Genomic DNA, 22,867 nt, shown 5'->3' with positions numbered 1-22,867 from the left:
ATCGTCTATATAACCGAAGCAGTTAGGCAGGTCTCCTGGCTCAATTTCAACATTTCATAGAACCTTCCCAGAACGATGCTAGTGGCATTCTCTATGAAACTCCCTTTTACAGTGGTGGGACCGCTAAAGTTTTTCACTTTATTCCCTATTCTCCCGCAATGGGCACCTAATGCTTTTATGCAATTACTTTAAATCTACGACAAAGTGGTTTTTGTGTCAATATATTAGTGAAATTGTATATTTCCTTCCAACGTTTCTGAGTTACATTTAGATACTGCACTACGTACATCGATAATTACCATATTGCTAGAAAGATTGTACATAGAAAAATAAATACTTCACTACCGGTGCAGATTAGGACAAAAGAGGAAAATCCAAACATCTTATAGAACTTGTATTGAGACTATTTTCATTAAGGTGGTAATCAAATATGGGGATTTCTAACTTCTATCAGGAACTTAGAGATAAAGTTGGTAGTGAATTAATTTTCATGCCTTGCGTAGTAGGAATTATTCGAAATAAACGAGGAGAAATTTTGTTGCAGAATAAAGGTAATGGTGAGAAATGGAGTCTCCCAGCAGGAGCAATAGAAATTGGTGAAGCACCTGCACAAGCTGTTGTACGTGAGGTGTTAGAAGAGACAGGATTATATGTTGTGCCAAAGAGATTAATGGGAGTATTTGGTGGGAAAGATTTCCGTTACGAATATCCGAACGGGCATAAAGTGGAATATAACGTTTTTATGTTTGAGTGTGATATTCAAAGTGGAGAACTATGTCCAATAGATAATGAAACTAATGATCTTCAGTATTTTAAACCAGATAATATGCCAGAATTAGCTTTACCTTATCCGAAACATATATTTACACAAACAGACAATAACGAAGTATACTTTCAATGGGATAAAACGTGGTTAGATATTCCCTCCGAAAATTAACTCCCCTTATTAAGCTAATGGGGGCGATTGTTCAATAGAGCAGTCGCTTTTTCACTAACGGCGCAGGTTACTTTCTTTTATTTAATTTATTGAAGAGGGGTGATGAAGCTTGTTTTTCGTTCAAATGTCAGGTTTTCCTGGTTCCGGAAAATCCACTCTTTCTCGTGAGATTGCTAAAAGAACGGGTGGTATTATCATTGACCACGATATAGTAAAATCGGCTCTTTTAAATTCTATTGATGAAGTTTCAATCGATGTTAAGCTTGCAGGTAAGATTTCTTATATTATCGATTGGTCCTTAGTTGAATTTCATTTATCACAAGGACATAGCGTAATACTTGATAGCCCGTGTCTATATGAAGAATTGATTGATAAAGGGACAAAACTGTCAGTTAAATACAATGTTAAATATAAATATATTGAGTGTTATCTTGATGACTTCAAAGAGATAAATTATAGATTGAAAAATCGAGAGAGAATGATTAGCCAAATAGCAGAGGTAAAATCAGAAACTGCTTTTATCCATACACTTCAAAGTAGTAAAAAGCCCTCCAACTATAGGTGTATCACTGTGAATACAAGACAACCATTGGAAAACTATATACAAGAAGTAATGGATTATATAAATATCTAATTATCTGTTTTCTCTTATTCAACTAACGATATTGACAATCCGAAATTTTTTTATTATCATATTAAAAATCATAAATGAATTCAATAATATTCGTATAACCCCAATAATATGGTTTGGGGGTCTCTACCAGGAACCGAAATTCCTGATTACGAAGAAAGTACAATACTTGTATTTTCTTTGTGGTCAGGAATTTTTTTGTATTTTAAATCTAATAATTTATTTCAGGAGGTCAAAAATGAACTTTTTAACATTGCCAAAAATTGAACTACACTGTCATTTGGATGGAAGTCTTAGGGCTGAAACTATTATCGATATTGCACAGAAGGAAGGCATTCAGTTACCCACTTTTGATAAGGATGAACTACAAAAGGAGCTGATTGCTCCGTTAGAATGCGAATCCCTTGATGAATATTTAAAAAGATTTTTTCTTCCTAATTTAGTAATGCAGTCTAAGGAGAATTTAAGAAGAATTACTTTTGAGCTATTTGAGAATGCAACAATGGAAAATGTGAAATATTTAGAAGTCAGATTTGCCCCGTTACTTCACACATTACAAGGTCTTGGCGTTGAAGAAGTTATTCAAGCTGTTATAGATGGGATGAGGGACGCTGAAAGCTGTTACGAAATAAAGGGAAATATAATCCTGTCTTGCATGAGGACGATGTCTGTAGAAAGTGCATTCGAGGTGGTTGAAAAGGGGAAAAAGTTCCTTGGAAAAGGTGTAGTGGCAATTGACCTATGTGCATCCGAAGAAGAAGGCTTTTGTGAAAAATTCGTAGATCCAATCGCTTTAGCCAAAGAATATGGCTACAGAGTCACTATTCATGCAGGTGAAACAGGAATTGGTAAAAACGTTCTAGAGGCTGTTGAACTGTTGGGTGCTGAAAGAATAGGACACGGAGTATTTATTAAAGATTGTGCCGAAGCTTATAAGATTGTTAAAGAAAGACAGGTAGTTCTTGAAATGTGTCCAACAAGTAATGTCCAAACGAAAGCTGTTCATCATTATTCTGAACATCCGATTTATAAGTTTCATAAAGATGGAATAAAAGTGACATTTAATACGGATAACAGAACCGTATCAAATACTACAATGGCAAAAGAAATCCATTTAGTTAACAATGAATTTAATCTAAGCGAAGAAGATTATCGACAAATTTATTTAAATAGTGTAGAAGCATCCTTTGCCGACCAAGAAACTAAAGAATGGTGCTTGGCACAATTTTAATTCTCGTGTAGGGGCTGCTGTAATAGCTATTAAACGAGGCTTCAACCTTATATCAACTCGATTGTACAAGAAAAACCCTCGCCTAAACGAGGGTTTTAATCGATAATTATTTAAATTCTAACTCTCCATCATAAGCAAGCATGCCGCCTTCAAGGTTTGTTACGTCAAAACCCTGAGCTTCTAGGTATGCACAAGCATTTGCTGAACGACCGCCTGCTTTGCAAACGATAATGTATGGCTTTGAAGCATCTAATTCGCCTAAGCGCTCAGGGATTGTTCCAAGAGCAACGTGCTGAGCACCAGGGATCATGCCTTGTGCTACCTCATCATCTTCACGAACATCAATGATGTATAGGTCTTCGTTCGCATCTAATAGTTCTAATATTTCTGTTGTATCCATAGTTTTCATATGTGTAGTCCTCCAATATGTCGATTTCCTCTTACATTATAGCCTGTAGGCAAAAAAACAGCTAGTGTCATGAACACTAACTGTTTTACTATAATGTTTCTATTCTTCTGTCTCTAAAAAATCTACTTGCTTTGCTGGAACAAATGTAGAAATAGCATGTTTGTAAATAAGGTGTTGCTTGCTTTCAGCATCTAGTAATAATACTGTGAAATTATCATAGGATTTCACAGTTCCTTTTAACTGAAATCCATTTAATAAAAACACAGTTACAAAAACATTGTTTTTACGTAGATGGTTTAAGAATGTATCTTGCAAGTTAATTGATTTCATCAAAATGCCTCCTTATACTCTCTTTCTACCTCTTCATTCCTATAGTAGCATGTTCTACCAATTTGGCAATTAGTAATTTTTAGAAATTAATTAAAGTATTTCGTCATTATTAACAAAATATACATCCATTTTGTTTCGGAAGTATGTTAGTTGTCTTTTCGCATAGCGGCGAGAATTTTGCTTTAAACTATCAATGGCTTCTTCTAAAGAACATTTTCCATCTAGGTAATCATATAATTCCTTGTAGCCGATTGCTTGGATTGACTGCACACCTCGTATATTTTGCTGCCATAAGCCTTTCACTTCTTCTAAAAGCCCTTTTTCCATCATTATATTAACGCGAAGGTTAATTCTATCATAGAGCTTTTCACGTGACATATTTTGCCCAAGCCCTAAAATCACATGATTGTAAAGTGGAACTTCTCCACGATTTTGTGCTTCGGATGCCTTTGAAACGCCACTAAGCTCAATCATCTCTAGCGCACGTATAACACGGCGAGTATTATTTGGATGAATCGTCTCTGCTGTTTGTGGATCAAGTTTTTTTAGCTTAGCATGCATCGCCTCTGGACCTAATTTCTCCAGTTCTGCGTAATAAGCTTTTCGAGCCGCTTCATCTACCTGCTCCTCAGTAAATTGAAAATCATAGAGTACTGCCTGCACATATAAACCTGAGCCACCTACAATAATCGGTAGCTTACCGTGCGCTTGAATTTCTGCAATTTTAGCTCGCACTAATTTTTGATAGTCTGCTACTGAAAAGGACTCTGTCGGCTCTTTGAAGCTTAGTAAATGATGGGGTACACCCTCCATCTCTTCCTCAGTAATTTTCGCTGTACCAATATCTAAGCCTCGATAGATTTGCATGGAGTCACCGTTGATGATTTCACCATTATATTTTTTTGCTAACTCAATGCTTAGTGCTGTTTTTCCAGAAGCAGTAGGCCCTACGATTGCTACGACCTCTGCCTGCTGTATTTTATCTTGTATCATATTTTTCTAACCACCGTAATAAAACTTGATAGACTGCATTTTGATTGCCCTCGTTTAGGATTTCATGGCGCTTATCCTCAAATAAGTAAACCGTCACATCCTGTATGCCCGCTTCTGCCAATTGTTCAGCTACAGCGTATACACCTTGGCCTTGTTCTCCTACTGGATCCTTACTACCACTTATCAATAGTATAGGTAAGTCTTTTTTTGTTTTTGCTATCTCTTTTTTACGATTTAACGACATAAAACCAGTTGTTAAATCCACAAAAAATTGGTTAGTAGGGATAAAACCGCAATATGGATCATCTATATATTTTTCCACCTCATCCTCTACTGAACATATCCAATCATACGCAGTCTTCGAATTTGGGAACTGTTTATTAAAGCTACCAAAGCTCAGCTTATTTAACAACTTGCTCTCCGTCTCTTTACCGAGCTGTTTGGCCAATACTTTTGCTACTAAATTCCCCATCGTATGCAATGCTGTAACGTTACCTGTTCCACAAAGAATCACATTATCCACTTGATCGCTGTACAATTGAATATATCTTCTAGTAATGAACGATCCCATACTATGACCAAATAATATCAAAGGTACATCTGTAAATTGTTCATGCAATAATGTTACTACTTCATGTGCATCCTTTACGACACGATCAAACCCATTTTCTTCAGCAAAAAAACCTAGTGTGCCATTATAGGCTGCTGTTTCTCCATGCCCACGATGATCATGCATTGTCACTGCATAGCCAGCTTCATTTAAGCTATTGGCAAATTTAACATAACGTCCACTATGCTCCGCCATACCATGCAGAATATGAATATGACCAATGCATGGCTTCGATGGCTTTAATGTTCGAGTAAACAGAAAATGGCCATCTGACATTTCAATATAACGCATTGCCTACACCCCTTCCTCAGCAAAATTTGTTGCATCTAAAATAGCTTGCTCTAGTTGAGCTACATAAGTATTTCTTTGCGAATCTGTATAGTTAAAATGTTGTTGCATAACTTGAATGACCTGCAGTTTATAACGTTTAACCGCATCAATATCAAAGTATAGTAAGCCTGTTCGACGGATAAAGAAATCACTTGGTGTGTACACCATTTCCGCTTCTATGCCATAAAGTAACATCGCATGCAGTACTAGGGGCATCGTGCTTCCATGTTCATGCAAATATTTCACCTGGTTATATAAAGCATCGACATTCGTGCCATATTTTTGTACAAGCTGTTTTGCTTCATCATAATTTAGACCATACTGAACGCCCTCTTTAGCTTTATAAGTACTATAATCAGTGAAATTGATGGCATTAATGCCTTTTGCACCAGAAAGTGATAACTCACGTGTTACACATGGACTTGCGTGCTTGTATTTATGGGTTTTCACAATTTTATCAACGATTGTTTCTGCCATTTGGCGGTAGCCCGTTAGTTTGCCACCCGCAATCGTCATTAGTCCACTTGGAGCCGTCCATATCTCATCTTTGCGTGAAATTTCGGATGGATCCTTCCCTTTTTCAAAAATAAGTGGACGCACACCTGCCCACGACGATTCAATCGTATCTCTTGAAATATTTGCAGTTGGAAAGACAGTTTTTGCAGCAGCAATTAAATAGTCAACATCCTCTTGGGTAGCGACAGGATGTACAGGGTCTCCCTCGTAAACTGTATCTGTTGTCCCTATATAGGCTTTACCTTCACGTGGAATAGCAAAGGCCATACGCCCATCCGCTATATCAAAGTACACTGCTTGTCGTAATGGAAAATCCTTTTGATCAAGGACAATATGGACGCCTTTTGTGAGACGTAACTGCTTTTTATCTATTACTTTATCCTTTTGGCGAACTTCATCTACCCAAGGTCCAGTAGCATTGACGATTTGCGCAGCATGCACTTCGATCGTTTTCCCTGTAACATGATCCTTCACTTGTACTCCAACAAGCTTTTTCTTCTCATATAAAAACTCTGTCATCTCCGCATAATTTAAACAAAGTGCCCCATATTCCACAGCTTTTTTCAGCACTTCAATTGTCAGACGGGCATCATCTGTACGATATTCAACGTAATAGCCACCACCAATGAGCTCATCCCGATTGAGTAAAGGCTCTAGCGCTGCCGTTTCCTGAGCGTTTAACATTGTTCTTCGTTCATGCTTTTTAACACCTGCTAATCGATCATATACCTTCAGTGCCATTGATGTTGTAAATGGTCCAAGTGAGCCCTTCTTATATAATGGCAATAGCATCTTTTCAGGAGTTGTCACGTGAACAGCATTGTCATAAACAATTTCACGCTCACGCCCAACCTCAGCTACAACACCTACATCAAGTTGCTTTAAATATCGAAGTCCACCATGAATAAGCTTTGTTGAACGGCTTGATGTGCCGGCAGAAAAATCCTGCTTCTCAATCAAAGCAACTGATAGCCCTCTAGATGCTGCATCAAGCGCAATGCCAGCACCAGTAATACCACCACCAATGACTAAAACGTCAAAGCTATATTGCTCTAAAAAATGCATAATTTTAGGACGTTGTTCAAATGAAAACATAACTTTTTTCCCCCATTAGCTATAATTTGAAAATACGTGTAACCTCTACTGAGTATGCTAGCCTGTATAAATAGTAAAAACTTTAAGCATAGAATCTCTTGTATACCTATAAAATTCCTTTATGCAGCATGGACTATTCATGTTGTTCATGATTATTGTCAGGCGTTACAACTACATTACCCGTTTAAACATTTTTTCCACTTCATACGTTGTAAAATGTATTAGCACTGGACGTCCGTGTGGGCAAGTAAATGGATTGTCGGCATTGCGTAAATCTTGCAGTAACGTATCCATTTGCTCTTTCGTTAAATAATGATTGGCCTTTATCGACTTTTTACAGCTCATCATAATCGCTGCCGCCTCACGTAATTTTTTGACGTCCGCCTTTTTAGTTGTCAGTACCTGTTCAATTAAATCCTCAATAATTTCTTGTTCTTCTCCTTTAGGGAACCAGCTAGGATGCTCTCTCACTACAAATGAAGCCTGTCCAAATTCCTCTAAAAATACGCCAACAGCTTCTAACTCTTGTCTATTTTCTCGTAATATAAGAGCCTCGTCTGCAGCATAATGGAAAGTCAATGGAAGCAATAAAGCCTGACGCTCATTTGGGTTCACCTGACCGACCTTTTCACGGAAAAATTCATATTTAATACGCTCCTGAGCAGCGTGCTGATCAATTAAATAAAAGCCATCCTCCATTTGTGCAACAATATATGTGCCGTGAATTTGCCCTACTACTTCAAGCGCAGGAAATGGCTCTTTAGCTGGTTCATCCTCTAGAATTTCCACTGGTTCCTCTAGCTTCACTTCATCAGGAAGATTCACTTCTTCAATAGGATTCACTTCCATCACCGGTGTCGGTTGCCAGCTTTCTTCAACAGCAGTAGGAACGGATTCAGGTTGTGGCACTATAGGATCTAATGTGTTCGATTCCTGAACAGTTTGCACATCATAAAGTTTTTCTACAATTGCATTCATTTTATCCACATTAAGCTTTGGTGCAGGTTTCCAAATATTTAACTGCTCCGTCGCAGCCTTTACCACTTTCTCCTTCTTTTCCATAAGCGGTACTCGAATAACATTGCGGATTTTCTCTCGTATAGTTTCCTCAATTAGCTTAAGAAGCTCAGGCTCCTTACTTAAACGTATTTGATGCTTGGCAGGATGAACATTGACATCTGTTAAATAAGGATCACCCTCTATATAGAGCGCAACAATTGGAAAACGTTCAATGGGCAAATACGTATGATACGCATCTACAATCGCTTTTTGGACCAAATAATGCTTCACCCAGCGACCATTTACAAACAATGACATATAGTTTTTCGAAGCACGAGTCACTTCTGGTAGTGATACGAAGCCAGAAATTTTATAATCATGTGACTCTCCATTGAATGCCACCATTTTTTTCGCATTATGCACACCGTAAATGGCAGCTAATACTTGCTGTACGTCTCCTCGTCCATTTGTTTGTAACAATTGCTGGCCGTTATGCAATAATCTAAACGCAATTTGTGGATTTCCGAGCGCAAGACGGTTCATCAGATCAATTGTATGTCCAAGCTCGGTCTGTATTGTTTTCATATATTTTAATCGAGCGGGTGTATTGAAAAATAACTGTGCTACTGTAATATCTGTTCCCTTACGTAAAGGGCCAGGTTTATGTGTAGCAATATGCCCACCCTCAAGCTCTAAATACGTTCCTGATTCACCATTAGATGTAATAAGTGTCATTTTCGACACTGATGCAATGGAAGCTAAGGCCTCGCCACGGAAGCCAAGGGTACGAATACGAAATAAATCGTGTTCTTGATGAATTTTACTTGTCGCATGGCGAGAGAATGATATTAATGCATCCTCTTCATCCATACCACTACCATTATCAATTATTTGAATTGAAGTGAGGCCCGCTTCTAGTAAAAAAACATCAATGGACGTACTTCCTGCATCAATGGCATTTTCAACAAGCTCTTTTACTACAGAGGCTGGTCTTTCAACTACTTCCCCTGCAGCGATTTTATTGGACAGCCACTCGTCCATAATTTGTATTTTTCCCATAGCGCATCACTCCTTTACTTTTTTGCGTTTACTAGTTGCTGCTGTAATTCGTATAAAATATTCATTGCTTGCATTGGTGAAGTGCCCAGAATATTTACTTTTTCAAGGTTTTTAAGCACCTCTGTCTCTGCTGGAGAGATTGGTTCTCCCTCCGTAAATAGAGACATTTGCATTGGCTTTTCCACAACTTCCTGTACCACTGTTACTTCGTTTCCAACTTCATTTCCAGCCTCGAAGTTTTCAAGTAGCACTTGTGCTCTTGTTAAAATTTCCTCTGGCAATTGTGCGAGCTGTGCTACATGAATTCCGTAAGATTTATCGGCAGCACCCTTTTTCACCTTATGCAAAAAGACAACTGTGCCATTTTTTTCAGTAGCAGATACGTGTACATTTTGCAGTCGAGGAAGTTCCTTTTCTAGTGCCGTTAATTCATGATAGTGAGTTGAAAACAGTGTATTTGCCCCAATTTTGTCGTGGATGTATTCCATCATCGATTGAGCAAGACTCATACCATCATAGGTAGATGTCCCACGTCCAATTTCATCAAACAGCATTAAACTATTTTTTGTAGCATGCGTAATCGCGTGCTGAGATTCTAGCATCTCCACCATAAATGTTGATTGTCCCGCAGCTAAATCATCCGCCGCACCGATGCGTGTAAAGATCTGATCTGTAATTGGTAATCTAGCTTTCTCAGCAGGTACATAACAGCCCATTTGTGCCATAACAACAATTAGTGCAACTTGACGCATATACGTACTTTTACCGGACATATTCGGACCAGTTATAAGCATCATATTGTTATTTTCCTCAAGTACACAATCGTTTGGTACATACATTTGCTTATTGAGCATTTTCTCAACAACCGGATGACGCCCTTCAATAATTTCTAGTGAACGTCCACCATGAAACTCAGGCTTCGTAAAACGGTATTTCTCTGAAACACTTGTAAAGCTTAATAGTACATCTAGCTCACTAATGCTTGCCGCTAACGCTTGGACACGTGGAATAAACGCCTTTAATTCATCACGGATTTCCACAAATAAGTTATACTCTAACGTTAAACTTTCTTCCTCAGCATTTAAAATTAATGCTTCTTTTTCTTTAAGCTCCTGAGTAATATAACGCTCGGCATTGGCTAAAGTTTGTTTACGTTCATAGCGTGTTAAATCAGCTAAATGGATATTAGATTTTGTAATTTCAATATAGTAACCGAAAATTCGATTGTAGCCTATTTTTAAGTTTTTAATGCCTGTTTTCGCCCGTTCCTCTTGCTCGAGCTGTGCAATCCAATCCTTCCCATTACGAGAAGCAAAGCGAAGTTCGTCTAAGCGCTCATTATAGCCATCGCGAATGACGTCACCCTCTTTAATCGTAATTGGTGGATTGTCTGTAATAGCACGAGCTAATAGTGCCTCTACATCCGCACACATATCAAGCGCTGCGCCTAGCTTTTGCATCGTTTCTTTATTGGTACTAAGTAATTGCTGCTGAATTGCAGGTACCTGACGTAATGAATCACGTAGCTGTGCTAAATCTCGTCCACCAACATTACCAAAAGCTACACGTCCAGCTAAACGCTCTAAATCATATACTTGTTTTAAAGAGGCTTGGAGTTCAGTTCTTACAAAATATTCATCCAATAAATCAGTGACAGTTGCTAGTCTCTCTTCAATGGCAGCACGTGAAGCAAGAGGTTGGTGTAACCATTGCTTTAACTTGCGCCCTCCCATTGCAGTCACAGTGTCATCTAACAACCATAAAAGTGTGCCCTTTTGATCGCCACCGCGAATAGATTGAATAAGCTCTAAATTACGCTTAGAGCTAGAGTCAATACGTAAATAATTTTTCATTTCATTGTACGTAAATGCTTGAATATGTGATAAAGAACGCATTTGTGTTTTATCGATATAAGCTAGCAAACGTTGGCAAGCAATTCGTAAATCATTTGGCACCGCTTCTAAATAATGTGCAGCTTTATCTAATGTCATTTCATCTGTTTCAATTGAAAGGACGATACCTGCATTTACTGCATGCTCTGCTAATAGAAGCTGCAAACTTTCCGTAACAATTAATTCACGAATACCGTATGCCTGCATTTGCATTAAAAGTGCTTTTCCATCTCCCTCAATTGATGAGGCTACTGCTTCACCTGTAGATAAATCTAAATAGGCGTAACCAAATGTTGTATCGTCGAATTGCTCCGCAGCACCAATAAAATGATTGGATTTACCTTCGAGCGACTTACCTTCCATGATCGTACCAGGTGTAATAAGCTGTACGACTTCACGCTTAACTACACCCTTTGCTTGCTTTGGATCTTCTGTTTGCTCACAAATTGCAACCTTATAACCCTTTTGCACAAGCGTTTCAATATAATTTCTTGCCGAATGATGCGGAATGCCACACATTGGAATACGCTCTTTTGCACCCGCATCTCGGCTCGTTAATGTAATTTCTAAAAGTTGAGAGGCATTAATAGCGTCCTCAAAAAACATCTCGTAAAAGTCGCCTAATCTAAAAAATAAAAAGGCATCCTTGTAATCTTCCTTTACCTGCAAATACTGTTGTATCATTGGTGTATATGTTATCATTTTAAAAATCCCTCGCTCTAACCATATAGATATTTTTATTATAACAAAAGATACATGCGAAACGCTTAATTCACCTTTTTTAAGATGCTAGCGCTTCGCATGTATAAAATCTTTAGTATTATCTTGGTCTTTCATCAGGAAACGATGAAGACTCTAAAACATACCTGCCTTCTTCACTAGAGCTAGACGATGAGCTGGAACTGGAGCTAGATGAAGACGAAGATGAGCTCTCTTCAAAGTTCCATTCCTCTTCGAAATCAAGTGGATGTACACTAATGCAAATCGTCGTTTCTCCCATTACCTCTACAACCACTTCACGTTCTACTACGATTTCAAACTTCGTACCACATGGAGAGATGATTGCCTCTATGCAGTTTGGCTCTTGAACGACACGTACACGAACATCATCACCAACACTTACTTCGCCATCTCTAAATGAAAGCTTTACTTTGTCTTTATAGTGCACCGTTTCAGAAAACACTGCTGTTTTCGAATGACTACTATAGGCATACCATACATTGACATCAAATTTCCCCGATACTTCTACAAATTTACCGACTTTTTTCGCGGAGCAAGTATGATTGATGACCCAGCACCCGAGAATACTCGTCGGCTTATTTGATGGACTTAATGTTACACGTTCTTCCGTTCTCTTCTTCCCTTTGGCAACTACTGCTCTCGTCACGATTTGTCGTAAACGTTTCAGCGCAATTCCTCCTTTGACTCTTTTCACTCCATCATATGCAGGTAGCGCCCATTGGGTGAACATATATTTTTGTAGAATGTATTTACTGACTTTTTACATCCTATGTTGTCTGAATGCGCTATTTCCCACGAGTATTGAAGAAGATTAATCAATTATGCCTCGGCATAATTGCGTCCGGAATCGGCTTTGTGCTTAGGCCTGCAGATGTTTTTTGTGCGAAAGCGTAGCGTCAGCAACGTGTTTTTGTCTGTGCGAAAGCGAAGCGGCAGCATATGAGTTTCATCTGCGCGAAAGCGAAGCGGCAGCATATGAGTTTCATCTGCGCGAAAGCGAAGCGGCAGCGGCAACAGCACGAGGTTGGTCACTCAGGCGTTTTCACAGGATGTGAAGTTTTTAGCCCGAGTTCCTCTATTTCAGCTGATGTCTTTTGTGCCGAAAGCGTAGCGACAGGTACGGATGTTTGAACACCCGCTGAAAGAAGTTAAACATAAAAATAGCCCGAATGCTGTCATTCGAGCTATTTCTTCTATTATTTTTATGAGCAGCTGCCTGGTCTTGTATTTGCTACTTGTGAGCCAGTTTCTCCATAAAGTAAATCCCCACCAGTTGATCGAATAATCTCATTAGTAACGTTGTTAGCAATTGTGTTCGAAACTAATTGCAATAAATCATTTACATCACCTTGAGATTCTTTAAATTGTTGAACCACTGGGATTGCGTTGATTTCTTCTTCGATTTTTTCGATTTTATCTTCAATTAATTTAAGCGCTTTTTCTTTTCCTAAGTGTTGGAAGTTAACAGCTTGTTTTTGTAGGCTTTTTAGACTTGCAATACGTTCACGTACTAATTGATTTTCATTAATTTGTGCTTCAGCCTTTTTGAAAAATTCAACTTCTGGCGTATTGGCAATCATATGCGCAATTTCGTGTGACTTCTTGATTAAATCATCTTTTGTATATAATACTTGTGTCATTTACGCTTCCACCTTTTCATTTTTTACTAATTCTACGAACTCACCACTTAGTGAATAAGAAGTAGCCTCAACTATTTTTACCTTCACTAATTGACCAATTAAATCTGCTGGTGCTTTAAAGTTAACAAGACGATTTTTACGAGTATAGCCAGCTAACACATCATCGCGTTTTTTACTCGTGCCTTCGACTAAGACTTCTACTATTTCGCCCTTCAAGCCCTCTAATGCTTTGCGAGAGTATTCCCCTACAACCTCATTTAAACGGTGCAGACGTTCTTTTTTTACTTCTTCAGGTACATTATCGACCATTTTGGCAGCAGGTGTACCCTCACGAGGAGAATAAATATAAGTAAAGGCCATTTCAAATCCTACTTCACGGTACAAGGATAATGTCTCCTCAAATTGCTCCTCTGTCTCATTAGGATATCCTACGATAATATCAGTCGTTAGTGTTACTTCCGGAATAGCCGCTTTAATTTTCGCTACTAATCCAAGGAAATGCTCACGTGTATACTTACGTGCCATAATTTTTAGCACATCATTTGAACCAGATTGTACTGGTAAATGAATATGTTCAACTAAGTTACCACGCTGTGCAAGTACTTCGATTAAATGATCATCGAAGTCTCGTGGATGACTCGTTGTAAAACGAATACGTGGAATATCAATTTTTCGTAATTCATCCATTAAATCACCAAGTCGATATTCAATATCCTCAAAATCCTTACCGTAAGCGTTGACATTTTGTCCCAGAAGCATAATTTCTTTATAGCCGGCAGCCGCTAGTTCACGAACTTCAGCAATAATTTCCTCTGGACGGCGACTACGCTCCTTACCACGCGTATAAGGTACGATACAATACGTACAGAATTTATCACAGCCGTACATAATATTTACCCAAGCTTTGATGGAACCAAGACGTTTTTTCGGCAGATTCTCAATAACATCGCCTTCTTTAGACCAAACCTCAATGACCATTTCCTTAGACATATATGCTTCTTTTAAAATGTTCGGTAAACGGTGAATATTATGTGTACCAAACACCATATCGACATGCGGATAACTTCTTAAGATTTTATTTACAACGGATTCTTCCTGTGACATACAGCCACAAACCCCGATAAGCATTTCTGGATTTTTACGTTTATATTTTAGTAGGAAGCCCAGTTCTCCAAATACTTTGTTCTCTGCATTTTCACGGATAGCACACGTATTCAGTAGCACTACATCAGCCTCATCAATCACATCTGTAGGCGTATAACCTAGCTGCATAAAAATCCCAGCCATAACTTCCGTATCATGCTCATTCATTTGGCAGCCATACGTACGAATATAAAAAGTACGCCCCGTACCCATACCTGCAAACTCTTCTGCAATGTTAAAGTCCTTATGGTACTTAACTTCTTCTTTCCCACGTTTTTTAGCATCTTTTAATGAAGGTGCCGTAAAGACCGTTTCAAAATATTTACTATAATCCTTTTCAGGCTTGTCTTCTTTTTTTGGTTGATTGACTTGTTGATTTGCTAAGCGTTGTTCTTCATTCATCGCAATCAGGTAACTCCTTTCAAACGAATTCCATACATTTGAATTCCCATTTTACTATTATACTTAATAATTGCAACATCCTACAAGGTTTGCGTACTAAATGTCGCGGTTTAGACTTAATTACTCTTAGCTAGATGAATATTTTTGTTAGGTTGCGAGGAGTGTCAGTTTTGCTGGAGGGGGGGCATTTGTCGGTTTGACGATTCTTTCCGTCGCCTTAAATTCTATCCATCATTTTGATGGTTCTATCCACGACTTTGTCAATTCTATCCATCACTTTGCCGATTCCATCCGTCGCTTTGAATTCTATCGTCCACTTCAACAGTTCTTTCCGTCGCTTCAACAGTCCTATCCGGCGCTTCGACGATTCTTTCCGTCGCCTTGAATTTTATCCGTCACTTCGTCCGTTCTTTCCGTCGCTTGGACGTTTCTTTCCGTCACTCTGCTCACTCTTCCTAACATAAAAAATCACCGAAGATATCCATCAACGGCGACATAAATTATAGTTCTATATATTGTTTTTGACGTTGATTAAATCCAATAATTGATTGAACGCCGTAGCTTTTTAGTAAATCTGTATTCGCAAATGTGTATTTACCTAAATCGTCTGGAAAATGCGCATCTGAAGAAACTGTAAAGGCTACATCGTGTTCAATTAAAATTTGTAAGAAACGTGGTCCTGGGCACATTTCCTTTACTGGATAGCGATAATATAGGCCGGCATTTATTTCAGTGACTGTTTGTGTTGTCACAAGTGCCTTTGCAATTCTTTCATACCAAGAGTCAAGAAAAGCTGTGTTCTTCACTTGATAGTCAAACACTTTAAAGTTGTCTAAATGCGCCACAAAGTCAAATATATTCGAGAGGATCATTTTTTCCACTGTAGCAAAAAATCGGGCAAAGTTTTCCTGTAAAGTTGCGTCGTCCATGTCCTCAAATATGTATTGTGTTTGAGGGTTATCAAAGCCCCAGCCATCCACAAAATGGACAGATCCGATAACATAATCCCATGGATATCCTTCCAGTAATGATGCTAATTCTTCCTCACCGCCGACAAAATAATCTGCCTCGATGCCTAGCTTTAAGGAAATACCATGACGACTCCATTTTTCTTTTGCTTGATTAATAGCTGACACAAAATCATCCATACTTTCCGTCATCACACTATCAAGCCAGTAACGCTGAGCTCTACCAACTTCATTGTCATCTAACTGCATATATCGCTCAAAATATGCTCGTGTCTCCTTGAAACGATATAGATGGTCGACAATGCCAACCTCGCGTAAACCTAGCTGCTTTGCCTGTTGTAAATATAAATCTAGCCATTCCTCGCTATAGCAGCCACTTTGTAATCGCTGTGATAACTGCTTCATTTGTAATTCTATAAATGCTTTAGAACCTTTTGCTGATCCTTCATCTTCATTAAAAAATCCAATTGCTTGAGAAGTACGCTCTAGCCAACGAAATGAATATGGGCCCTCCTCTAAATGTACATGGTAATCAATCATCCGCATTTCCCTCCTTTGCATACCGTCCACTTTTCCTCATACGCTTGCCATTCCAACGGGCAAGCTATATCACAAAGAATTTCTGAGCACTCTTCAATGTGACATATTTGATAAAAGGACTTACCATTTATTTTAGATGCATCCGCTAATAAAAAGTTCATCTTGCTACGGTCAAGCATTTTTTTAGAAATTAACGATTCATCCAAATCATAATCGTATACGATATCTTCACTTATACCACCACACGATATAAATGCTTTATCAAAATTCATATTTCCTAATAACTCCAACGTCATAGCGCCTGTTACTGAGGATTGCCTTGGGTTTGTCGTTCCACCAAGTAATATGACCTTCCCCGTCATGCGCCGCTCCTCTATCGCCAAATTAAATTGAACAGCTGCAGCGATAGAATTGGTTACAACTGTTATATCGTCGACTGCCAATAAAAAATCTGCAATATGCACAGTCGTTGTACCTGTATCAACCGCAATTGTATCCCCATCACATATACATCTAGCTGCTAAACGAGCTATATTGCGCTTTGCCTCCTTTTGCATTTGAAGCTTGCGCAAAAATGCCGGTTCATTTCTAACGTTCGTATACTTAACAGCTCCACCATGTACTCTCGTTAATAAATGTTGTTGCTCTAGCTCATCAAAATCTCTACGGACCGTTTCTGGTGCTACTTGTAATTCTTCTGCAATATTGGCAACAACAATTTTTCCATCAGCCTCTAACTGTTTCAAAATAAATTCAAAACGTTCAATTTTTGCATATGTCATGATAATGCAATCACATCTTCCCTCGCTACATAACACACATATCGCTTACCAAGCTCAAACGATTGCCCTCGTTGATGTAGCTGCTCCATCGTAAAGGGACATTCACCCTCTAACGTTGTCCGAATAACATTGCCACTCATTAATGATTGCTTCGCCTCTCCAGTCATACAAACATCCCCCTGTCTCTGATCGAGATGTATAGCTTCTGGTCGAATCGCAAATTTTGAGTATTCTTTTGGCAATGTCTCGCCAATCATTTTCTCAAGTGTTTGACGCGTAAACACATTGTAATGTCCGATAAAATTAGCGATAAATTCACTTTCAGGGCTTGTATAAATCGCTGTAGGTGTTCCACTTTGTGCAATCATCCCATTGTCCATAACAAATATTCTGTCAGAAACAGCCATCGCTTCCTCTTGATCATGCGTAACTAAAATCATCGTTATACCTAGCTTTTGTTGAATAGCTCGTAAATCTGCTTGAAGTTTCTTACGAATTTGGGCATCTAGCGCACTGAGCGGCTCATCTAACAACAATACTTTTGGCCGTACTATTAAAGCTCGCGCAAGGGCAACACGCTGCTGCTGACCACCAGATAATTCTTTCGGATATGCATTTGCTTTTTCACTTAAATGCACAATCTCAAGCATTTCTTGAACACGTTGATCCACTTCAGCAGTATTTACTTTTTGCATGCGTAAACCGAAGGCTACATTTTCTTTCACCGTCATATTTGGAAATAGTGCATATGATTGAAACACCATACCAACTTGACGATCCTTTGGTTGAACACCATTCATATCCTTTCCTTCTACGATAATTTTTCCCGCAGATGCATCTGTTAAGCCTGCTAAAATACGTAGAATTGTACTCTTACCACAGCCACTCGGACCTAAAAGAGTTATAAATTCACCTTTTTCAATCTTCATATTTATATTTGATAAAACCGTCGTTAATCCATATTTTTTATGAAGTTCTTCAATCACAATATAACTCATAGATTTGTAGCACCTTTCGATCGTTTCGTTAATGTTGCAATAACGAACGTTAATAAGCCCATTAGAACGATATAAATAAAGACAACTGCACTAGCAATATGTCCACTAGTACTAAGCTTCTTCATTAAATAAATTTGCACCGTCTCAAAGCGAGAACCTACAACTAGATTAATCAGTACAAATTCTCCAAAAAGTACGGAAAACGATAATAATGCACCTGCAAATAAGCCTGGGTAAACAGTAGGTAATAAAATTTTAGTAAATGCCTGCAATTTCGATGCTCCCAGTAATTGCGCTGCATCTAAAAGCTGTCGTGCATCTACATTCCGCAAACTATTGCGTGTCCCCTGATAAATGTACGGTAGAATACCGATAACATATGCCCCTAAAACTACTAGAATCATCGGCACACCAAATTTGCTGTAAACACGAATGAGCCCAACTGCTAAAATAATTCCTGGAAATGAATACACCATCACAACAGCCATCTGAATCCATTTTTCGTATTTTGGAAAATACAACACGATCACAAAAATAGCTGGTACGATAACGAGCAATGCAACCACTACAGCCCCACTCGACAATAAAACAGAACGTCCAAACGCCTGTATAAATTCTGCATCCTGAAATAATGTAGCAAGCCATTTAAATGTTAATCCTTCTGGCAAAATGGTCTTATTCCATTTTGTCGCAAAGGCATAAAGCATTGTTGCAACAACAGGCAGCACTAAATACACCACTAACAGGAGGAAAAATAAATCAGCAAAGCCTCTTTTTTTCACTATAACTTCCTCCTTGTTTTTGAAATGCTCCATTCGCTTAATAGCATTGCCGTCACCATCGTTACTGCTAGTATTACGGCAATAGCACTTGCCAACTCTGGTTGAGCAAAAATATCCCCCTTAATAAGAGAACCAATACGAATGGCCACTAAATTGTAGTTACTGCTAGTTAGAGCATAAGCTGAGGCATATGCACCCATTGCATTGGCAAACAACACGCTAAATGTTCCAACAATCCCCGGAAGCATAACTGGGATCCCAATCTTCATCCAAAACTGCCAAGTAGAAGCTCCAAGTAGCGCTGCAGCGTCCTTCCATTGTTGTTGAATTCCATCATAAATTGGGTATAAAAGCATTAATGCTAACGGCAGCTGAAAATAAATATAAATCAGTAACAAGCCACCCCAGCTATATAGAGAAAATGATGATAATGGGCCGATACCCCATTTATCGAATAACAATGTAAAGAGCCCGCTATTGCCAAGTAATACGATAAAGGCAAAAGCTAACGGAATACCTGAAAAATTTGATGTTAAGTTTGTTAGTATTAAAATTTTCTCGCGCACTGGCTCAGAAAATCTCATAATCGCATAAACTGCAAATAAAGTAACGATTAAGGCAATTACAGCCGAAATAACGGACAGTGTAATACTATTTTTAAAGCCTTGTAAAATGTAATCATTCGTTAGTACAGATTTATATTGTGCGAGTGTAAAACCATCACTATTTTGAAAGCTTGTGATTAGCATATACAGTAACGGTACTAAGAAAAATAACAAGACAAGTACTAGAAAAGGAAAAAGCCAGGCAACTGTTTGCCGCTTCGAAATCAAAACAATCACTTCTTTCTATAGTTAATAGCGGCTATTTAGATAATCATAATCATTTTTATTAATTAGAAGGCTCATCATCATAACGGGTGGTTGATTTCCGTTCCGGCTGGGCGCTTCCGATGAGCCGCTAATCCCCTAGGAGTCACCCATAGTTGATAAAAACTGAAATTGTTCCGATAAAATGCGATTTTGTTCCGATAAATTCTAAAATTGTTCCGATAAAACGTGATTTTGTTCCGATAAATCTTCAAAGTAATTCATATAAAAATGAGTTCTTCACAATAACATGGGGTTGATTTCCGTTCCAGCTGGGCCACTCCGCTTCGCTGCAGGGTATCATCTATGACACTGATCCCCCAAGTAGTCGCCCAGCCCTCCACTCCAATTACATACCTGAATAAATAATGATAATTAAACCCCTTTTAAAGAATGCATCCCCTCTAATAACAGCGGAACCATTTCATCAGAAGGTTCAATATTCAATAAATGACAACATAGCGGAGCAATTTGTAGCTGTGATACAACCTCATCCTTAATGCCTGCTTTAACATGATTCGAAATAACAAACATCGGTACGTGGCGATCCTCAGCTGTTGTGCCTCCATGATTACCATCACTCGTCATTCCATGATCAGCTGTCACGATCACTTCATAGCCCTGCGCAAGACATTTTGGAATAAATATAGATAATAATGCATCCACTGCTAAAACTCGATTTCGATATTGTGCCGAATCGGCTGTAAATTTATGACCATCATCATCTACATTCATCGGGTGAATATATAAGAAATCGGGTTCCTTTTGATCCATTAACCAAGCAGCATCAGCAAATAAATGACTGTCTGGATAGTGATCCTCAAAGTAGAACAAGCCATTCTCAATCGGCAATTGAGTATCTAATTGCAGCCTGTCCTCCATATGCACAAATGGTGCACGATTATATAACTCACTTACCCAATGATAGGCAGCAGCTGCAGTAGAAAGACCGTTTTCTTTTGCTAAATGAAATAGACTATTTTGCGTGGATAAACGAACTGTCATATTGCTCGTCACTCCATGCACAATGGGTGGTGTCCCCGTTAAAATCGTTTCATATAAAGGCCTTGATAGTGACGGGACCTCTGAGCAAACCTTGTAACGTGCTGCAATTTTACGTTCAACTAAATGATGCATAAATCCCATATGGGTACAGGCTGTATCAAAGCGAAGTGCATCTACGACAATTAAAACAACTTTATTATTTCCCATGAATTAATACCTGCTCCTGATATAGTTGTGGAATTTGCTTTGTTGTTTCTTCCCATTTCTTTTGGTCTTTTACTGGCTGTGCATTTTTGTACATTTCCTCAGGCAATAATAGCTTCTGAACATCTTGAGACAATTGCACTTTGTCACGAATTGGACGAGCATAACCCTTCGCTAAATTTTCTTGCCCAGCATCTGATAAAATGTATTCACGAGCAAGCATTGCTGCATGAGGATTTTTGGCGTATTTATTAATGATCGTTGCATAGCCTGATGTTACAGAGCCTTCTGATGGAATGACTACATCAAAACGTTTCTCATCAATTTGGTGTCGATAACCAAGTGAATTAAAATCCCATAGGATAGCTACGTCAATTTCGCCTTTTTCTAAATTCGCTACAGTTGGATCTCCTTTTAAACGCCCTTGTTTTGCTAAGTCTGCAAAAAAGTCTATTCCTGGTTGAATATTCGATTCATTGCCACCAAATGCCATTGCAGCTGCTAAAATAGCAAACTGTGCTTGATTCGCTGTTAAAGCATCACCAATGCTGACAGTGTAATCTCCGTTTTTAATGTCCTCCCAAGATTTCGGGGCATTTTTGACGTTGTTTTTATCAGTTAAAAATGAAATTGTTCCAGTGTAACCCACGATCCAATGGCCTTCATCATCCTTTGCCCAGTCAGGTATTTCATCCCAATAAGATGTTTTGTACGGTAATGTTAAATCTTTGTCCTTAGCAATCGGCCCAAAGGCAATTCCAACGTCACCAATATCCGCAGTGGCATCATCCTTTTCTGCCTCAAACTTCGCTAGCTCCTCAGCACTCGACATATCTGTATCCTTATGCTTGAGGCTATATTCAGTACCAAGCTCTTCCCAAGTCTCTACCCAGTTAGCCCAAGTATCTGGCATACCGACAGAATTTACAGTGCCTTCTTCTTTCGCTTTTTTCGTAATCTCTTCAAGTGACAAATCACTTTTCACTTCATTCGAACTAGATGAACTGTCAGAACAAGCCGCCAACATTGAAATTGCTAATGCTCCGATTAGACCTTTCTTCCACAACTTTTGAATTGCCATGAGTTGGAACCTCCATTTGTTTATGTTTGTTTTCATTTGTCTTACAACATTTATGTTAGAAAACAAACATTAAGCAAGTATGGAGGACGTTAAAATATTCAGTAAAAATTATTAAGGAATTATGAAAATCTATGAACAATTATTAATTGAAGGGGGATTGTAAAAGTTTTAGAGGAAATTAAGAAGGAATCTAGTTCTGTATGCGCACGTTTATATAGCTTTCCAAGACGTGCACACACTCTAGATTAATTTTATAAACCAAGAAAATCTGCATATGTATGCGGCTCGTTCTCCTTTAAAATTGTTAAAAATGTAAAGGCAAGCTGTACAACTGACCACCATCTCATATTGTAGGACATCTCGAAGTGGGCAGGTCCAAGTGTAAAAACATCCTGAAAAATATTAAGTGGATCAATTTTTTCATCTTTTAATATTGAGAGAAATCCTAAAAACAACGTATGGTCCTTGACCTCAATCATTTTACCATCAACAAGTGCATCAATATTTTCTGGTTGATGAAAATTACATTGTGTCGCAACATACCTTTCTAAATCCTGAGCACGCTGCCTTTCTTCGCGTTCTCTTTTCTTTGCAATAAAATCAATGACGTTATCCACGTGCATCGCCTCTTCTTTTTTTCTTTTATTGTAGCATTTTTTACAATACGATTGCCCGAACAC

General features: G+C 38.5%; 21 protein-coding genes and 2 riboswitches. Of the genes, 3 read left to right on the top strand and 18 right to left on the bottom strand.

The window, feature by feature from the left end:
- Positions 1-8: 8 nt before the first annotated feature.
- Positions 9-185, bottom strand: a riboswitch (cobalamin riboswitch).
- A 245-nt stretch (positions 186-430) separates the two neighbouring features.
- The 3 genes from ACZ11_RS21480 (at position 431) to add (ending at position 2,799) form a co-directional block, all read left to right on the top strand.
- Positions 431-937, top strand: a complete 507-nt coding sequence (locus tag ACZ11_RS21480; RefSeq protein WP_049668561.1) for an NUDIX hydrolase — start codon at positions 431-433, stop codon at positions 935-937.
- A 109-nt stretch (positions 938-1,046) separates the two neighbouring features.
- Positions 1,047-1,571, top strand: a complete 525-nt coding sequence (locus ACZ11_RS21475) for an AAA family ATPase (protein ID WP_049668560.1) — start codon at positions 1,047-1,049, stop codon at positions 1,569-1,571.
- 70 nt (positions 1,572-1,641) lie between these two features.
- Positions 1,642-1,740: riboswitch (purine riboswitch) on the top strand.
- A 66-nt stretch (positions 1,741-1,806) separates the two neighbouring features.
- Positions 1,807-2,799, top strand: a complete 993-nt coding sequence (gene add / locus ACZ11_RS21470) for an adenosine deaminase (RefSeq protein ID WP_049668559.1) — start codon at positions 1,807-1,809, stop codon at positions 2,797-2,799.
- A 106-nt stretch (positions 2,800-2,905) separates the two neighbouring features.
- Here the strand turns inward: add and ACZ11_RS21465 are convergent, their stop codons facing one another.
- The 18 genes from ACZ11_RS21465 to ACZ11_RS21380 all read right to left on the bottom strand — a co-directional run bounded on the left by ACZ11_RS21465 (position 2,906) and on the right by ACZ11_RS21380 (position 22,810).
- The gene (locus ACZ11_RS21465) at positions 2,906-3,208 is read right to left on the bottom strand and encodes a rhodanese-like domain-containing protein (protein ID WP_049668558.1); all 303 of its coding nucleotides are present in this window, start codon (positions 3,206-3,208) and stop codon (positions 2,906-2,908) included.
- Between the two features lie 99 nt (positions 3,209-3,307).
- Positions 3,308-3,538: an RNA chaperone Hfq gene (hfq, locus tag ACZ11_RS21460; protein WP_049668557.1), complete on the bottom strand. Its 231-nt coding sequence runs from the start codon at positions 3,536-3,538 to the stop codon at positions 3,308-3,310.
- Positions 3,539-3,628: 90 nt separating this feature from the next.
- Positions 3,629-4,531 carry a tRNA (adenosine(37)-N6)-dimethylallyltransferase MiaA gene (gene miaA / locus ACZ11_RS21455; protein ID WP_049668556.1) on the bottom strand — a complete coding sequence of 301 codons (903 nt, stop codon included), beginning with the start codon at positions 4,529-4,531 and terminating at the stop codon, positions 3,629-3,631.
- Entirely contained in the window at positions 4,518-5,432 is a 915-nt protein-coding gene (locus ACZ11_RS21450; RefSeq protein ID WP_049668555.1) for an alpha/beta fold hydrolase, read from the bottom strand. The genes miaA and ACZ11_RS21450 overlap by 14 nt, the downstream gene beginning before the upstream one ends.
- 3 nt (positions 5,433-5,435) lie before the next feature.
- Positions 5,436-7,082, bottom strand: coding sequence for a glycerol-3-phosphate dehydrogenase/oxidase (locus ACZ11_RS21445; RefSeq protein ID WP_049668554.1), 1,647 nt, complete (start codon positions 7,080-7,082; stop codon positions 5,436-5,438).
- 171 nt (positions 7,083-7,253) lie between these two features.
- Positions 7,254-9,140, bottom strand: a complete 1,887-nt coding sequence (gene mutL, locus ACZ11_RS21440) for a DNA mismatch repair endonuclease MutL (RefSeq protein ID WP_049668553.1) — start codon at positions 9,138-9,140, stop codon at positions 7,254-7,256.
- Positions 9,141-9,154: 14 nt separating this feature from the next.
- Positions 9,155-11,734: a DNA mismatch repair protein MutS gene (gene mutS / locus ACZ11_RS21435; protein ID WP_049668552.1), complete on the bottom strand. Its 2,580-nt coding sequence runs from the start codon at positions 11,732-11,734 to the stop codon at positions 9,155-9,157.
- Between the two features lie 118 nt (positions 11,735-11,852).
- Positions 11,853-12,503: an outer spore coat protein CotE gene (gene cotE, locus ACZ11_RS21430; protein ID WP_201778553.1), complete on the bottom strand. Its 651-nt coding sequence runs from the start codon at positions 12,501-12,503 to the stop codon at positions 11,853-11,855.
- Positions 12,504-12,975: 472 nt separating this feature from the next.
- The gene (locus ACZ11_RS21425; RefSeq protein ID WP_049668551.1) at positions 12,976-13,413 is read right to left on the bottom strand and encodes a RicAFT regulatory complex protein RicA family protein; all 438 of its coding nucleotides are present in this window, start codon (positions 13,411-13,413) and stop codon (positions 12,976-12,978) included.
- A complete protein-coding gene (gene miaB, locus ACZ11_RS21420; RefSeq protein WP_049668550.1) occupies positions 13,414-14,958 on the bottom strand; it encodes a tRNA (N6-isopentenyl adenosine(37)-C2)-methylthiotransferase MiaB in 1,545 nt (514 codons plus the stop codon).
- A gap of 500 nt (positions 14,959-15,458) precedes the next feature.
- Complete coding sequence (locus tag ACZ11_RS21415) at positions 15,459-16,466, bottom strand: histidinol phosphate phosphatase domain-containing protein (protein ID WP_049668549.1); 1,008 nt, start codon at positions 16,464-16,466, stop codon at positions 15,459-15,461.
- Positions 16,463-17,248, bottom strand: a complete 786-nt coding sequence (locus ACZ11_RS21410; RefSeq protein WP_049668548.1) for a DeoR/GlpR family DNA-binding transcription regulator — start codon at positions 17,246-17,248, stop codon at positions 16,463-16,465. Before ACZ11_RS21410 ends, ACZ11_RS21415 begins: the two co-directional genes overlap by 4 nt.
- Positions 17,245-18,246 carry an ABC transporter ATP-binding protein gene (locus tag ACZ11_RS21405; RefSeq protein WP_049668547.1) on the bottom strand — a complete coding sequence of 334 codons (1,002 nt, stop codon included), beginning with the start codon at positions 18,244-18,246 and terminating at the stop codon, positions 17,245-17,247. Before ACZ11_RS21405 ends, ACZ11_RS21410 begins: the two co-directional genes overlap by 4 nt.
- A complete protein-coding gene (locus ACZ11_RS21400; protein ID WP_049668546.1) occupies positions 18,243-19,028 on the bottom strand; it encodes an ABC transporter permease in 786 nt (261 codons plus the stop codon). Before ACZ11_RS21400 ends, ACZ11_RS21405 begins: the two co-directional genes overlap by 4 nt.
- Entirely contained in the window at positions 19,028-19,870 is an 843-nt protein-coding gene (locus ACZ11_RS21395; protein WP_201778552.1) for an ABC transporter permease, read from the bottom strand. The genes ACZ11_RS21400 and ACZ11_RS21395 overlap by 1 nt, the downstream gene beginning before the upstream one ends.
- A gap of 402 nt (positions 19,871-20,272) precedes the next feature.
- The gene (locus tag ACZ11_RS21390) at positions 20,273-21,109 is read right to left on the bottom strand and encodes an alkaline phosphatase family protein (protein WP_049668545.1); all 837 of its coding nucleotides are present in this window, start codon (positions 21,107-21,109) and stop codon (positions 20,273-20,275) included.
- Positions 21,099-22,187: an ABC transporter substrate-binding protein gene (locus ACZ11_RS21385; RefSeq protein ID WP_049668544.1), complete on the bottom strand. Its 1,089-nt coding sequence runs from the start codon at positions 22,185-22,187 to the stop codon at positions 21,099-21,101. The genes ACZ11_RS21390 and ACZ11_RS21385 overlap by 11 nt, the downstream gene beginning before the upstream one ends.
- 251 nt (positions 22,188-22,438) lie before the next feature.
- Positions 22,439-22,810 carry an ELKS/Rab6-interacting/CAST family protein gene (locus ACZ11_RS21380; RefSeq protein WP_236690930.1) on the bottom strand — a complete coding sequence of 124 codons (372 nt, stop codon included), beginning with the start codon at positions 22,808-22,810 and terminating at the stop codon, positions 22,439-22,441.
- Positions 22,811-22,867 lie beyond the last annotated feature (57 nt).

Source organism: Lysinibacillus xylanilyticus (assembly GCF_001183605.1).
GTDB lineage: Bacteria > Bacillota > Bacilli > Bacillales_A > Planococcaceae > Lysinibacillus > Lysinibacillus xylanilyticus.
This window is presented reverse-complemented; position numbering and strand designations above follow the sequence as displayed.

What these genes read in the sequence shown, in the direction of transcription:
- ACZ11_RS21465 (WP_049668558.1), bottom strand. Translation starts at nt 3,208, where the DNA reads ATGAAAACTATGGATACAACAGAAATATTAGAACTATTAGATGCGAAC.
- miaA (WP_049668556.1), bottom strand. Translation starts at nt 4,531, where the DNA reads ATGATACAAGATAAAATACAGCAGGCAGAGGTCGTAGCAATCGTAGGG.
- mutL (WP_049668553.1), bottom strand. Translation starts at nt 9,140, where the DNA reads ATGGGAAAAATACAAATTATGGACGAGTGGCTGTCCAATAAAATCGCT.
- ACZ11_RS21415 (WP_049668549.1), bottom strand. Translation starts at nt 16,466, where the DNA reads ATGATTGATTACCATGTACATTTAGAGGAGGGCCCATATTCATTTCGT.
- mutS (WP_049668552.1), bottom strand. Translation starts at nt 11,734, where the DNA reads ATGATAACATATACACCAATGATACAACAGTATTTGCAGGTAAAGGAA.
- hfq (WP_049668557.1), bottom strand. Translation starts at nt 3,538, where the DNA reads ATGAAATCAATTAACTTGCAAGATACATTCTTAAACCATCTACGTAAA.
- ACZ11_RS21425 (WP_049668551.1), bottom strand. Translation starts at nt 13,413, where the DNA reads ATGACACAAGTATTATATACAAAAGATGATTTAATCAAGAAGTCACAC.
- ACZ11_RS21445 (WP_049668554.1), bottom strand. Translation starts at nt 7,082, where the DNA reads ATGTTTTCATTTGAACAACGTCCTAAAATTATGCATTTTTTAGAGCAA.
- add (WP_049668559.1), top strand. Translation starts at nt 1,807, where the DNA reads ATGAACTTTTTAACATTGCCAAAAATTGAACTACACTGTCATTTGGAT.
- ACZ11_RS21450 (WP_049668555.1), bottom strand. Translation starts at nt 5,432, where the DNA reads ATGCGTTATATTGAAATGTCAGATGGCCATTTTCTGTTTACTCGAACA.
- ACZ11_RS21410 (WP_049668548.1), bottom strand. Translation starts at nt 17,248, where the DNA reads ATGACATATGCAAAAATTGAACGTTTTGAATTTATTTTGAAACAGTTA.
- ACZ11_RS21405 (WP_049668547.1), bottom strand. Translation starts at nt 18,246, where the DNA reads ATGAGTTATATTGTGATTGAAGAACTTCATAAAAAATATGGATTAACG.
- cotE (WP_201778553.1), bottom strand. Translation starts at nt 12,503, where the DNA reads ATGTTCACCCAATGGGCGCTACCTGCATATGATGGAGTGAAAAGAGTC.
- ACZ11_RS21480 (WP_049668561.1), top strand. Translation starts at nt 431, where the DNA reads ATGGGGATTTCTAACTTCTATCAGGAACTTAGAGATAAAGTTGGTAGT.
- ACZ11_RS21385 (WP_049668544.1), bottom strand. Translation starts at nt 22,187, where the DNA reads ATGGCAATTCAAAAGTTGTGGAAGAAAGGTCTAATCGGAGCATTAGCA.
- miaB (WP_049668550.1), bottom strand. Translation starts at nt 14,958, where the DNA reads ATGAATGAAGAACAACGCTTAGCAAATCAACAAGTCAATCAACCAAAA.
- ACZ11_RS21390 (WP_049668545.1), bottom strand. Translation starts at nt 21,109, where the DNA reads ATGGGAAATAATAAAGTTGTTTTAATTGTCGTAGATGCACTTCGCTTT.
- ACZ11_RS21380 (WP_236690930.1), bottom strand. Translation starts at nt 22,810, where the DNA reads ATGCACGTGGATAACGTCATTGATTTTATTGCAAAGAAAAGAGAACGC.